This window comes from Vreelandella sp. F11 (assembly GCF_042466685.1).
Lineage (GTDB): Bacteria > Pseudomonadota > Gammaproteobacteria > Pseudomonadales > Halomonadaceae > Vreelandella.
This window is the reverse complement of record NZ_CP170448.1, coordinates 2,523,303-2,536,282: the sequence shown is the minus strand read 5'-3', so window position 1 is coordinate 2,536,282 and position 12,980 is coordinate 2,523,303. Positions and strand designations below refer to the sequence as shown.

11 protein-coding genes are annotated in these 12,980 nt (G+C 53.1%); 10 read left to right on the top strand and 1 reads right to left on the bottom strand.

The window, feature by feature from the left end; genetic code table 11:
* Positions 1 to 14 precede the first annotated feature (14 nt).
* Complete coding sequence (gene pheT, locus ACFIOZ_RS11560) at positions 15 to 2,396, top strand: phenylalanine--tRNA ligase subunit beta (RefSeq protein WP_386077691.1); 2,382 nt, start codon at positions 15 to 17, stop codon at positions 2,394 to 2,396.
* 129 nt (positions 2,397 to 2,525) lie between these two features.
* Complete coding sequence (locus tag ACFIOZ_RS11555) at positions 2,526 to 2,825, top strand: integration host factor subunit alpha (RefSeq protein WP_386077689.1); 300 nt, start codon at positions 2,526 to 2,528, stop codon at positions 2,823 to 2,825.
* A gap of 188 nt (positions 2,826 to 3,013) precedes the next feature.
* Here the strand turns inward: ACFIOZ_RS11555 and ACFIOZ_RS11550 are convergent, their stop codons facing one another.
* Positions 3,014 to 3,220, bottom strand: a complete 207-nt coding sequence (locus ACFIOZ_RS11550) for a DUF2788 domain-containing protein (protein ID WP_386077687.1) — start codon at positions 3,218 to 3,220, stop codon at positions 3,014 to 3,016.
* A gap of 142 nt (positions 3,221 to 3,362) precedes the next feature.
* On the opposite strand from ACFIOZ_RS11550, the gene ACFIOZ_RS11545 reads away from it, so the two are divergent.
* The 8 genes from ACFIOZ_RS11545 (at position 3,363) to ACFIOZ_RS11510 (ending at position 12,931) form a co-directional block, all read left to right on the top strand.
* Positions 3,363 to 3,827, top strand: coding sequence for a flavodoxin (locus ACFIOZ_RS11545; RefSeq protein ID WP_386077684.1), 465 nt, complete (start codon positions 3,363 to 3,365; stop codon positions 3,825 to 3,827).
* Between the two features lie 3 nt (positions 3,828 to 3,830).
* Complete coding sequence (locus tag ACFIOZ_RS11540) at positions 3,831 to 4,208, top strand: hypothetical protein (RefSeq protein ID WP_386077681.1); 378 nt, start codon at positions 3,831 to 3,833, stop codon at positions 4,206 to 4,208.
* A 278-nt stretch (positions 4,209 to 4,486) separates the two neighbouring features.
* Positions 4,487 to 5,839, top strand: coding sequence for a trigger factor (gene tig, locus ACFIOZ_RS11535; RefSeq protein ID WP_386077678.1), 1,353 nt, complete (start codon positions 4,487 to 4,489; stop codon positions 5,837 to 5,839).
* Between the two features lie 68 nt (positions 5,840 to 5,907).
* Complete coding sequence (gene clpP, locus ACFIOZ_RS11530; protein ID WP_113270706.1) at positions 5,908 to 6,525, top strand: ATP-dependent Clp endopeptidase proteolytic subunit ClpP; 618 nt, start codon at positions 5,908 to 5,910, stop codon at positions 6,523 to 6,525.
* Between the two features lie 74 nt (positions 6,526 to 6,599).
* Entirely contained in the window at positions 6,600 to 7,880 is a 1,281-nt protein-coding gene (gene clpX / locus ACFIOZ_RS11525) for an ATP-dependent Clp protease ATP-binding subunit ClpX (protein WP_088700268.1), read from the top strand.
* A gap of 225 nt (positions 7,881 to 8,105) precedes the next feature.
* Positions 8,106 to 10,517 carry an endopeptidase La gene (gene lon / locus ACFIOZ_RS11520; protein WP_386077675.1) on the top strand — a complete coding sequence of 804 codons (2,412 nt, stop codon included), beginning with the start codon at positions 8,106 to 8,108 and terminating at the stop codon, positions 10,515 to 10,517.
* Between the two features lie 194 nt (positions 10,518 to 10,711).
* Positions 10,712 to 10,984: an HU family DNA-binding protein gene (locus tag ACFIOZ_RS11515; protein ID WP_007114333.1), complete on the top strand. Its 273-nt coding sequence runs from the start codon at positions 10,712 to 10,714 to the stop codon at positions 10,982 to 10,984.
* A 126-nt stretch (positions 10,985 to 11,110) separates the two neighbouring features.
* Positions 11,111 to 12,931, top strand: coding sequence for a SurA N-terminal domain-containing protein (locus tag ACFIOZ_RS11510; RefSeq protein WP_386077672.1), 1,821 nt, complete (start codon positions 11,111 to 11,113; stop codon positions 12,929 to 12,931).
* The last annotated feature ends 49 nt before the right edge of the window (positions 12,932 to 12,980 follow it).

Below are 12,980 nucleotides of genomic sequence, written 5' to 3'. Positions count from 1 at the left end.
ATACAGGATCAAAGATGAAATTTTCAGAACAGTGGCTGCGTGAGTGGGTATCGCCGCAGCTTGAAACGCAGGCAATGGCCGACCAAATCACCATGGCGGGCTTGGAAGTCGATGCTGTTGAAGCGGTAGCCGCCGCATTCAGCGGTGTAGTGGTGGCTGAGGTGCTGAGTAAAGAGAAGCACCCTGACGCGGACAAACTCAATGTATGCACCGTGGATGACGGCAGTGGCGAGCCTGTGCAGGTTGTCTGTGGGGCGCCCAATGTTGATGTTGGCCAAAAAATTCCCTTTGCTCAGGTAGGCGGCGTGCTGCCAGGTGACTTCAAGATCAAAAAAGCCAAGCTACGCGGCGTGGAGTCACGTGGGATGATCTGTTCAGCATCCGAGTTAGGGCTTGAAGAAGAGACATCGCCGGGCATTCTGGTGCTGTCGTCATCCGCACCGGTGGGCGTTGATTTCAGAGAGTTCATGCACCTTAATGACATGACCATTGAGGTTGATCTGACGCCTAACCGTGGCGACTGCTTAAGTATTAAAGGGATGGCGCGTGAAGTCGGTGTACTCAACCGCTTGCCGGTTAGTGGGCCTGCAATAGCCCCCGTGGCTGCAGATATTGAGGATAGCTTCACGGTTAGCATTGAGGCGCCTGAGCAGTGTCCTCGCTATATTGGCCGCGTCATCAAAGGCGTTAATGTTAAGGCTGAAACGCCAATGTGGATGGTCGAGCGTCTTCGCCGCAGCGGCGTACGCTCAATTGACCCTGTGGTGGATATTACCAATTACGTGATGCTGGAATTGGGCCAGCCAATGCACGCCTTTGATCGTGACAACCTGCAAGAAGGAATAGTGGTTCGCATGGCCAAGCCAGGCGAGAAGCTAACGCTGCTGGATGGTAATGAAGTGGCGCTGCGTCCTGAAACGCTGGTCATTGCCGATCATTCCGGCCCTCTAGCTATGGCAGGGGTGATGGGCGGTGAAAACTCTGGCGTTAATGAAAATACCCAGACTATTTTCCTTGAATCAGCGTTCTTTACCCCGCTTGCCATTGCTGGCCAAGCCCGCTCCTACGGCCTGCACACGGATGCATCGCACCGTTTTGAACGCGGCGTCGATCCACTGCTGACGCCCGTTGCCGTCGAGCGTGCCACACAGCTTTTGATTGAGGTTTGCGGCGGCCAAGCCGGGCCTGTTGTTGAGGCACAAAGTGCTGAACATATGCCTACAGAGCGCGCGATTCTGTTGCGCAGTGCGCGTCTGGAAAAGGCGCTTTCCAAGGCCCTCGCCAGTGACGATGTGACCGATATCCTGCAGCGGCTAGGGCTGGATGTCAGCGTACAGGATGCTGGATGGGCGGTGACTGCGCCCAGTTGGCGTTTTGACTTGGCCATTGAAGAAGACCTGATCGAAGAAGTGGCGCGTATCCATGGCTACAATAATTTGCCGGTGCGTCGCCCAGCAGCCCGCTTGGCTCTGCGCTCTTCGGATGAGGCAACGCTCACCCAGGCGCGGCTGCGCCGCCAGATGGTGGCGCGTGGTTTTCAGGAGGCTATTACCTACAGTTTCGTGGCGCCTGAGCTGCAAGCGACAATGCTGCCTGATGCGGTAAGTCCTGCGCTAGCTAACCCTATTTCGGCTGATCTGTCGGTGATGCGCGCCAGCCTGTTTCCCGGCTTGGTGCGTGCCATGGAGCACAACCTCAACCGTCAGCAAACGCGTGTGCGGTTGTTTGAAACCGGGTTGGTCTTTAACGGCGAGTTGGATGCGTTGTCGCAAGTGCCGATGCTTGGCGCTCTGGTATGTGGAACCCGTGAGGCCGAGGGCTGGAGTGATGCGAAAGATCGGGTAGATTTCTATGACCTGAAAGGTGATCTGGAGAGCCTTCTCGCCCTGGGAGGGGACGCTGACGCATGGCGCTTTGAGCCAGCTGAGCACTCAGCGCTTCACCCTGGGCAAAGCGCCCAATTGATGTGCCGCGGTGAGCCTGCTGGCTGGATCGGCACGTTGCACCCGCAAGTGCGTGCTAAGCTGGGTTTGAAGATGGATGCTGTGCTGTTTGAAGTACGGCTGGATGCGCTTAGCCAAGGCCGTATCCCCGCCTTTGAACCACTCTCGCGTTTTCCTGAGGTGCGCCGAGATTTGGCGTTTATACTCAAAGAGGCTACTCCTGTGCAGGCGTTGCTGGATTGTGCCAAGCAGCAAGCGGGAGAGTATCTGCAAGATATCAAACTGTTCGATGTTTATGCGGGTAAAGGCGTAGCCGAAGGACACAAGAGTATCGCATTGGGCTTGACCTGGCAGCATCCATCGCGCACGCTAAACGACGAAGAAATCAATCAGTTGGTTGATTCGATTGTGACACAAGTGCGTGTCAAGCTGGATGCGGAGCTGCGCGGCTAAGTAAGTAGCTAGAATTAGTACCTGGGCCACGCCACGATGCTTATCACGCTCTTGGCAATGCGTTTGCTACTGTGTATTTGATACAGAGCGTTTGTCGCTATGTTTGCTGCAAGGATAAGGAGAAGCCTTATGGGTGCGTTGACCAAAGCAGAGCTGGCTGAACATTTGCATGCTGAGCTAGCCCTCTCTAAGCGAGAAGCGAAGGCCATGGTCGAAGCTTTTTTTGAAGAGATTCGAGCCTGTCTACGTGAGAACGAGCAGGTAAAGCTATCGGGTTTTGGAAACTTTGATCTGCGTGATAAGCGCGAGCGACCAGGACGTAATCCTAAAACCGGTGAAGAAATCCCCATTTCTGCTCGGAGAGTCGTGACGTTTCGTCCAGGTCAGAAGCTCAAGCAGCAGGTTGAGCACTATGTAGGCAGTGAGTAGCTTTTTGTTTGGGGCTATTGGTTTGTCTATTCCCAAGCAGCTTGGCTACTCGCATGGACTGCAAATTTGTGATGCCTGTTGAGACTCATGTCTGTTAAAAACTTATGACCATTAAAAGGAGTGCCTTCTGGCGCTCCTTTTCTTTCTCTGATCAGAGCGTCTTGGTGGGGCTAGTTTCATGGTGTCCCTTAAATGCCACCGCTTTCAATCAGCCAGGTAATGACGACTTTGATGACATACCCCAGCATGCCTGCACCCAATACAACAAATAGCATGATGGTGCCAAATTTGCCTGCGTTCGATTTTTTGGCTAAGTCCCAGATGATAAAGCACATGAACATGATGAGGCCGCCAATCATTAGCGGGGTGATCCAGGTCTCGAAGGTTTGCTGCATAGCCACTCCTGTGTGCTGCTTGTAAGTCACTCGCGCGAGTGATGTGTCTCATTCTAACCAGCCATGTTAATATTTGAGCAAATTCATCGGGTATTTGTCGACTTGACGGTTGGCACTGTGACACTTTGACAGGGGAGTGACGATGCCGAAGCTGAATATTTTAGTGGGTACCATGTATGGCGGTGCCTTGGACGTGGCAGAGCAGGTGAAGCCCCTTTTTGAGCAGGCCGGTTACGCTGTGGAGATTATTGACCAGCCATCTGTTGATGACATCGCTAGTGATGCCGCCGACCTGGCGCTGTTTTGTGTGTCGACTACGGGCAGTGGAGATTTTCCCGGTAGTTTTGTTCCTTTTGTACGTAATTTGCGCGATAAAAGCCCAGCCCTTACCTCGCTCCGCTACGGTCTCATTGCCTTGGGTGATAGCTCCTATGGCGATACATTTTGTGGCGCAGGCCGGGCACTTGATGAGCTGCTGGCGGATCATGGTGCAATTCGGTTAGGGGAGCGCCTGGAGGTTGACGCTATGGAAACGTTCATGGCCGACGATGCTGCCATCCCCTGGGTGGAAGAGTGGATTGTTGCCCAGCAATTAGAGGTGGTCTAAGCGATGCAGCGGGCGCCTACCTCGCCTGAGCGCATTAGCGTCGCGCTGGGCTTATGTATCGTTATGCTGGCAACCCTGCCTCGCTACATGGCGGGCGGGCATGAAACCCGCCAGACGCTGATTATCTTCGCCTTTGTAGTGGTCTCCTTGGCGGCCGTTGTGCAGTGGCGCTTACTGGCGGTTGAGGCGCGTCGCCGCCTGCCGAAGCTGTGCAAACGGCTAGTCATGATGCTGTTGCTGGGAATGATCTTGATGGGGGGATGGCATGCGCTATTTACGCAGTGGATTAGCTGGCAGGTGCTGATCTCCCATGGCGCCACTCTTGGGGTGCTGCTGCATGCGCTAAGCCTATGGTGGTCAGGTGAGCGTCAAGCTAGCTAGCGTTTTTTCTGCAGCGACTGAAAAAGTCGCTGCAAAGCGTACAAAGCAGTAGAATGGTAAAAATGACGCAGCGTGGGGCTGAAAATTAACCCATAAACGCCATAAAGCGGTTAATTGCTCGCATATTCCCTTGTTTTTAAAATCACTGCCCCCATGTTGCGAGCATGGCGCTTGCCACTATGCGTTGGGGTTCTTAAAATTACCCCTTTGATCTTTTTAGATGCGATCAGCACAATTACATGCAATCAACACAACGCCCAGCCGTTAGAGGACAATTCATGCAAGTTTCTGTCGAGACGACCTCCCAGATCGAACGCCGCATTACCATTCAAGTGCCGGCTGCCGAAATTGACGGGGCCGTTAGTGCTCGCTTGAAAGACACCGCGAAGAACGTTCGCTTGAATGGTTTTCGCCAGGGCCGGGTGCCAATGGCAGTAGTTCAGCAGCGCTACGGCCAAGACGTTCGTAATGAGGTGGTCAGCGAAGTAATGCGTGAGCGTTATGTGCGCGCTATTACTGAAGAGGGCTTGAACCCAGCTGGCTTCCCGAAAATTGAACCGTCGGTCAATGAGTCGGGCAAAGATCTAGAGTTTGTTGCGGTTATGGAAGTCTATCCGCAGGTTGAGCTGACCTCTATCGAAGGTACTGAGATTGAGCGCCCGGTGGTTTCGGTTAGCGATGCGGATGTCGATGAGATGATCGATACGCTGCGTAAGCAAAATGCGGCCTGGGAAGAAGTGGATGCTGCGGCTGCTGACGGCGATCAAGTCACTATCGACTTCCAGGGTTACATCGGTGATGAGCCGTTTGAAGGCGGTAGCGCCGAAGGCCACACGCTGGTCATCGGCTCCAATAGCTTTATTCCTGGCTTTGAAGCGCAGCTGATTGGCGCCAAAGCAGGCGAAGAGAAGACTCTAAACGTCACTTTCCCTGAGGATTACCAGGCAGAACATTTGGCCGGCAAAGAAGCCACCTTCAAGGTAACAGTGCACAAGGTCAGCAGTCAGAAACTGCCCGAAGTTGACGCTGAGTTTATCGAACGTTTTGGCGTTGAAGGTGGCGATCAGGAGAAATTCCGCGCTGAAATCAAGAAGAACATGACCCGTGAAGCGTCTCAAGCTGTCGATAACCGGGTTAAGCAGCAAGTACTCGATGCGCTGAAAAAGGTTAACGAGATTCCTGTGCCCAGTTCGCTGGTTCAGCAAGAGACTGATGGCATGAAGCGTCAGGCGGCTCAGCAATTTGGCCTGGGCGAAGATTTTGATGTCAGTCAGCTCCCCAATGAGCTGTTCGAAGAGCAGGCCAAAGGCCGCGTTCAGGTCGGTTTGCTGTTGGCTGAAGTGATCAAGGCTAACGAGCTTGATGCTGACGATGAGGCTATCAAAGCCAAAGTAACTGAGCTGGCTGAGCAGTACCAGGATCCTGATGAAGTGGTTAGCTACTACATGGGTAATGAAGAGCTGAAAACCCAGGTTAAATCTGCCATTCTCGAAGAGAAAGCGGTGGCTAAGCTGCTTGAGCAAACGAACATTAAAGACGTTGAAATGTCTTACCAACAAGCCCTTGCCGCTGCGCAACAGCAGGCAGAGCAAGATGAGGGTGCCGAAGAGGGCGAGCAAGCGAGCGCCTAACACCCTGGAGCGTGGCGCACCTGTATGTCGGTGCGCCTTTCCCTTCCCGGACGCAAGGAATCACCTGAATGAGTGAGTTTGATATTCAAAACGCCGGCGGTCTAGTACCCATGGTGGTTGAGCAGAGCGCCAAAGGGGAAAGAGCCTACGACATTTACTCACGCCTGTTAAAAGAGCGCGTGATCTTTTTGGTAGGCCCTGTAGAAGACTACATGGCTAATCTGGTTGTCGCCCAGCTGCTGTTCCTGGAATCAGAAAATCCTGATAAAGATATTCACCTGTATATCAACTCGCCAGGTGGCTCTGTTACCGCGGGTATGTCGATTTACGACACTATGCAGTTTGTGAAGCCAGATGTCTCTACGGTATGTATTGGCCAGGCGGCCAGTATGGGGGCGCTGCTATTAACAGCGGGTGCTGCTGGCAAGCGTTACTGCCTACCCAACTCCCGTGTAATGATTCACCAGCCGCTGGGTGGTTACCAAGGCCAAGCGTCTGATATTGAAATTCATACCCGTGAAATTCTCGGTATTCGCGAAAAGCTGAACCAAATCCTTGCTCATCACACAGGGCAGGATATTGAAACGGTCTCGCGAGATACTGATCGGGATAATTTCATGAGCGCCAATAAAGCCAAAGAGTATGGTTTGATTGATGCAGTGCTGGATAAGCGGCCTACATCCTGATAGCGTGATAGGATTCTGCTTTTCTAACGAGCTTTTTCGGCGGCGAAGGCCGCCGCAGTGACAGAGGTATACGAATGGCCGACGGCAAAGGCAAAGACGAAGGTGGCAAACTGCTCTACTGCTCGTTTTGCGGTAAAAACCAAAACGAAGTGCGTAAGCTGATTGCGGGCCCATCCGTCTATATCTGCGATGAGTGTGTCGACTTGTGTAATGACATCATTCGCGAGGAAGTTCTCGAAGCCGATGCCGAGAGCGATGAGGAGCGTTTACCTACGCCTCGTGAAATACGTCATACGCTTGATGACTACGTCATCGGACAGGATCGCGCCAAAATGGTGCTTTCCGTAGCGGTGTATAACCACTACAAGCGTCTGAAAACCGATGTGCGCGACGGCGATGTAGAGCTAGGTAAATCAAACATTCTGCTGATTGGCCCCACCGGTAGCGGTAAAACGCTGCTTGCGGAAACCATGGCACGGCTACTGAATGTACCTTTTACCATTGCGGATGCAACCACGCTGACGGAAGCCGGCTATGTCGGTGAAGATGTCGAAAACATCATCCAAAAGCTGTTGCAGAAGTGCGATTACGACGTCGAGAAAGCTGAGCGCGGCATTGTTTATATCGATGAAATCGACAAGATTTCACGCAAATCGGATAACCCTTCGATCACTCGCGATGTGTCGGGTGAAGGTGTTCAGCAGGCATTGCTGAAGCTAATTGAAGGAACGACAGCATCGGTGCCGCCTCAAGGCGGACGCAAACACCCCCAGCAGGAATTTGTCCAGGTTAATACGGGTAATATTCTGTTTATCGTCGGCGGTGCTTTTGCGGGGCTGGATAAAGTTATCCGTGACCGCGCTGAAAAGGGCGGTATCGGTTTCAATGCAGCGGTGAAAAGCAAGGAGTCCTCCCGTGGGGTGGGTGAGCTGCTGGCTGATGTCGAGCCTGATGACCTGGTTAAATTTGGTTTGATTCCAGAGTTTGTGGGGCGTTTGCCGATTATCGCGACGCTAATGGAGCTCACCGAAGATGCCCTGGTGCAGATCCTGACAGAGCCCAAGAACTCGCTGGTCAAGCAGTATGCAAAATTGTTTGAAATGGAAGATGTAACGCTTGAGTTTAGAGATGAAGCGTTACGTGCTGTGGCTGAAAAAGCCATGGAGCGGAAGACAGGTGCTCGCGGGCTGCGCTCTATTTTAGAGTCAGTGTTGCTGGATACCATGTATGAAATTCCGTCGCTTGAAGGCGTCAGCAAAGTCGTCATCGATGCCTCGGTGATTGCCGGTGAGAGTGAGCCGTTGTTGATCTACTCTCAGCAGGAAGAAGCGCGTGTCGACGGCACTGATGGTTAGTGGTTAGTCGAGTATTGCGGCCCAGCTTCAACCCGCTTGCGCTAAACCAAGGGGTCGCCTAGGCGACCCCTTGCTGTTATAGAGCGCTATAAAGCCTAATTCGTGAAGTGTTACTGCCTAGCCTATTCAGTGCTAACGTCTTAAGCGATAGCATGTTGAAAAGTGTGCAGTACTTTTCCAAGTACTCCTTTAAGTACTCATCCGATTTGTCGAGGAACGTCTGCGATGCAGCAGAACGCCGAACAGACACAATGTCTACCCCTGTTACCATTGCGCGATGTGGTTGTTTATCCGCAAATGGTCATCCCCCTTTTTGTAGGTCGTGAAAAGTCTATCCAGGCGCTCGAAGCGGCGATGGAGGCTGATAAGCGTGTGCTACTAGTGGCTCAGCGTGAAGCGTCTCAAGATGAGCCTGACAACGCGGATCTTTACGCGATGGGCACCGTGGCCGATATCATGCAGCTGCTCAAGTTGCCCGATGGTACGGTTAAAGTGCTCATTGAGGGTAATTTTCGAGCGGATGTACTGAGTGTCGAAGAGAATGCAGCAGGCTACACCCAAGCGCACTTAACGCCTCGTGAGAGTGAGCCGCTGACCAGCCGTGAGCAAGAAGCGCTGGTTCGCGTGCTGCTCAATCAGTTCGAGCAGTACGTAAAGCTCTCCAAAAAAGTCCCCAACGAAGTGCTTAATTCACTGTCGGGGATAGAGGATCCAAGCCGCTTGGTGGACACTATTTGTGCCCACCTGTCGCTTAAAATTGGCGACAAGCAAGAGCTACTTGAGATGGATCGGGTGCGTGATCGTATTGAACACCTGATGGCGCTGATCGAATCTGAAATCGACCTGCTTCAGGTAGAGAAGCGCATCCGCTCTCGTGTCAAAGAGCAGATGGAGAAGACCCAGCGCGAGTACTACCTCAACGAGCAGATGAAAGCCATCCAGAAAGAGATGGGTGAGCTGGATAATGTGCCCAACGAGGCCGAGAAGTACGAGCTGGCGATCCAAGAGTCTGGTATGCCGAAGGAGGCGTCTGAGAAAGCCACCCAAGAGCTCAATAAGCTCAAAATGATGGCCTCGAACTCCGCCGAAGCCACCGTGGTGCGCTCTTATCTGGATTGGTTAATCGCGGTTCCATGGAAAAAACGTACCCGGGTAAAACATGATCTCGTCAAGGCGCAACAGGTGCTGGATGAGGATCACTACGGCTTGGAAGAGGTTAAAGCGCGCATCTTGGAATATCTTGCTGTGCAGAAGCGCGTACGCAAGATGAAGGGCCCTGTGCTGTGCCTGGTGGGGCCGCCTGGGGTGGGCAAAACGTCGCTTGGCCAATCCATCGCCCGTGCCACCAATCGTAAATATGTGCGTTTGGCGCTGGGTGGTGTTCGCGATGAGTCGGAAATTCGTGGTCATCGGCGCACCTATATTGGCTCGTTGCCAGGTAAATTGATGCAGCGCATGAGTCGAGCGGGGGTTAAAAATCCGTTGTTCCTGCTGGATGAGGTCGACAAGCTAGGCATGGATCACCGCGGTGACCCGGCGTCTGCACTGCTCGAAGTGCTCGATCCCGAGCAGAACAACAGCTTCAGCGATCACTACCTTGAGCTTGACTACGATCTCTCCGAGACACTGTTCATCTGTACCGCTAACTCGATGAACATCCCCAGCGCCTTGCTTGACCGTATGGAGATTATTCGTCTGCCGGGTTACACCGAAGATGAGAAGCTGGCGATCGCTAAGCGCTACTTATTGCCTAAGCAGCTAGCCGCGAACGGTTTAAAAGGCGATGAGTTAACGCTCGAAGACAGCGCGCTTTTAGAGCTTATTCGCTACTATACCCGCGAAGCGGGTGTGCGTGAGCTGGAGCGGCAGATTGCCAAAGTGTCGCGCAAGGTGCTGCGTGAAAGGCTTGAGGCAGAGCGTGACCCGAAAGCTAAGCAAGCGGGTCAGAGCTTAACGGCAGAGCAAATCGAGCACTACGCGGGCGTACGTCGCTATAGTTACGGTTTGGCAGAGCAGGACGACCAGATCGGCCGAGTGACAGGCCTTGCCTGGACATCGGTGGGTGGCGAGTTACTCAACATAGAGTCCGTAGTGACGCCAGGTAAAGGGCGAATTAACAAGACTGGTTCACTGGGCGATGTGATGAAAGAGTCGGTGAGTGCTGCCCATACGGTGGTGCGCGCCAGGGCCGAAGCGTACGGCATTGATCCTGAGCGGTTCGAAAAAGAGGATCTGCATATTCACGTTCCCGAAGGGGCAACGCCGAAAGATGGGCCCAGCGCGGGTATCGCTATGGTAACGGCGATCGTCTCCGCTTATACCCAGCGAGCTGTGCGTTGTGACGTGGCTATGACCGGTGAAGTCAATCTACGCGGTGAAGTATTGCCGATAGGCGGACTGAAGGAGAAATTGCTGGCAGCCCGCCGCGGTGGTATAAAGACAGTGCTAATTCCTGAAGAAAACCGTCGTGATCTCAAGGAAGTACCTGACAATATCAAAGGTGCATTGGATATTCGTCCGGTACGCTGGATAGATGATGTCTTAGCCGTAGCGCTAGCTGATAAGGTAGAGGACGGTGCGCCATTGAAAAGTACCGAAGCATCGTTTAGTAATAACGCCGTTGCTAGCACTCATTAAGCAGTTAAAGTCCTTGCAGGTCTTTAATTATACTTAATATGTGCCCGCTGCTTGTGTGGCGGGTATCTCGCGGCATGGTTGCTTGACAGATGTTTCAAGGCATTGCTATAAAACGCAGCTATGCTTTGATCGTCGTATCCATCGGTGACCATGCCGTTCAGAGCCATTTTTTTGAAACAGTCAAGGGGTGAAGAGTGAATAAGTCCGAGCTGATTGAAGCCATTGCCGCGTCTGCAGATATTCCCAAAGCAGCGGCAACCCGCGCATTGGATGCCATGGTGGAGTCTGTCACCGATAGCCTTAAGAAGGGCGAAAGCGTATCACTGGTAGGTTTTGGTACCTTCGCGATCAAAGAGCGTGCAGCTCGAACTGGCCGTAACCCACAAACGGGTCAACCAATCCAGATCAGTGCTGCCAAAGTACCCAGCTTCAAAGCAGGTAAAGCGCTGAAAGACGCCGTCAACTAATTTGACCGCGTTTGCTGTAACCTTATGGGCGCATCGCACTGGCGATGCGCCCATGTTATTTTCTGGCCCACTGTTCATTTGAGTTAAGCGGGCCGATCTGTTTGGCTGTGACTATCTGAGGCTAGCATGCTGCAAAGTATTCGAGATGGCTCCAGGAGCTGGGGTGCCAAAATTATTATCGGTGTTATGGTTGCGGCCATGGCCCTTTTCGGGATTGAGTCACTGTTTGGGCTTTTTGGCAGCGATCCGAACGAAGTAGCGAGCGTCAACGGTCAGCCGATAATGCGCCAGCAGGTTGAGCTTGAAGTTCAGCGCGCGCTGCGTTCAGGCCAAGTGCCGCCAGAACAAGAGCGCGCCTTGCGCAACGATATGCTTGACCAACTCATCACCCAGCAGTTGTTATCCCAATACGCTGAAGAGGGTGGCTTTGCCGTTTCTGAACAGCAACTAGATCAATTGATTGTTAGCCTGCCGGAATTTCATGATCAGGATGGACGCTTCTCTGCGGACGTGTTCCGTAACCGTCTCGCCGGCGCTGGCTATACACCGGTCTCCTTCCGGGAAGAGCTACGTGTCGACATACAGCGTCAGCATTTACAGCAAGGTTTAGCCTTCAGCGATTTCAGCCTGCCGAACGAGCAAGAGCGCTTGGCCGAATTACAGCGCCAGCAGCGCAGTTTCCGCTACGTGGTGCTGGAAGGTGATGATCTGGACGCCGATATCGATGTTAGCGATGATGATCTCCAAGCGTATTACGATGCCAATCAAGAGCGCTATGAACGCCCCGAACAGGTACGCCTTGAGTACGTGCTAATTGATCGGCAAACCATGGCGGAGGGGCGTGACGTAGACGAAGAGGTGCTGCGGGACGCATGGCGTGAGCAAAACCGTGATGCTGATCGCCGCGTATCTCACATTATGATTACCTTTGGCAATGAGCGCACCCGGGATGAAGCGCAGCAGTTGGCTGAGACCGCCCGAGAAGCGCTGGACAACGGTGAGTCGTTTGCCGATACAGCTTTACGCTACTCTGATGATACCGCCAGTGCAGAAGAGGGTGGTGATCTTGGGGTAATTAGCCGTGGCTTCTTTGGCGACAGCTTTGATGAAGCCGCCTTTGGCCTTGAAGAAGGCGATGTTTCCCAGCCGGTTGAGCTGGATAACGCTTTCCATATCATCCAAGTGACGGATATTCAGGGGCCCTCCTTTGAAGAGCAGCGCAACGAGTTGGCACGAGAAGTCGCGCTACGTGAAGTAGATGATGATTTTAATCAGCGGGTTCAGCAACTAATCGATGAGAGCTTTGCCGCCGATGACCTACAAAGTGTTGCCGATGAGCTCAACCTGAGCCTACAGGAGAGTGATTGGCTGGCACGTGATGATGAGGCTGAAGGTGTGCTATCTGAGCCAGGCGTAATGTCGGCAGCCTTTAGTAACGACGTATATGAAGAGGGCTACAACAGCGAAGTGATTGAGCTGGATCAGGATCGTCGCCTGGTTCTGCGTATTGCCGAGCAGCGCGACGCGACCCTGCTACCGCTTGAGGAAGTGCGCGAGGATGTTGAAACGTCCGTGGCCGCAGAGAAGCAGCAGCAAGCACTACGTGAAGAGGCCCAGGCACTGGTCGCCAATCTGCGAGAAGATCAGCAAATGGATGTTGATTGGCTCGAAGCCAATAACGTAAGCCGCCAAGCTGATACCACTGTGCCTCAGTTGATTGTTCAGGAGGCCTTCCGCATGGCGCGCCCAGAAGAGGGCGAAAGCGTCTATCGCACGGTTGAACTGCCCCAAGGAGTGGCGATAGTAGCGTTGGATAGCGTAAGCGTAGGTGAGATCGATGAGCAGATGGAGGCGTTTGTTGCCCAAATGGCTGAGCAGTTACGTGCCCAGTCGGTGCTGCAAGGGTTAATTGATGACCTGCGTAGCGATGCCGACATAGAGCGGTAGGGTCGCTTAAACCCGATTTGAACAGCAAGAGTAAAAAGCCGATCGTGAG

Bases quoted from the DNA above. Each gene is read 5' to 3' on its own strand.
- pheT (WP_386077691.1), top strand. From the start codon at position 15: ATGAAATTTTCAGAACAGTGGCTGCGTGAGTGGGTATCGCCGCAGCTT.
- ACFIOZ_RS11555 (WP_386077689.1), top strand. From the start codon at position 2,526: ATGGGTGCGTTGACCAAAGCAGAGCTGGCTGAACATTTGCATGCTGAG.
- ACFIOZ_RS11550 (WP_386077687.1), bottom strand. From the start codon at position 3,220: ATGCAGCAAACCTTCGAGACCTGGATCACCCCGCTAATGATTGGCGGC.
- ACFIOZ_RS11545 (WP_386077684.1), top strand. From the start codon at position 3,363: ATGCCGAAGCTGAATATTTTAGTGGGTACCATGTATGGCGGTGCCTTG.
- ACFIOZ_RS11540 (WP_386077681.1), top strand. From the start codon at position 3,831: ATGCAGCGGGCGCCTACCTCGCCTGAGCGCATTAGCGTCGCGCTGGGC.
- tig (WP_386077678.1), top strand. From the start codon at position 4,487: ATGCAAGTTTCTGTCGAGACGACCTCCCAGATCGAACGCCGCATTACC.
- clpP (WP_113270706.1), top strand. From the start codon at position 5,908: ATGAGTGAGTTTGATATTCAAAACGCCGGCGGTCTAGTACCCATGGTG.
- clpX (WP_088700268.1), top strand. From the start codon at position 6,600: ATGGCCGACGGCAAAGGCAAAGACGAAGGTGGCAAACTGCTCTACTGC.
- lon (WP_386077675.1), top strand. From the start codon at position 8,106: ATGCAGCAGAACGCCGAACAGACACAATGTCTACCCCTGTTACCATTG.
- ACFIOZ_RS11510 (WP_386077672.1), top strand. From the start codon at position 11,111: ATGCTGCAAAGTATTCGAGATGGCTCCAGGAGCTGGGGTGCCAAAATT.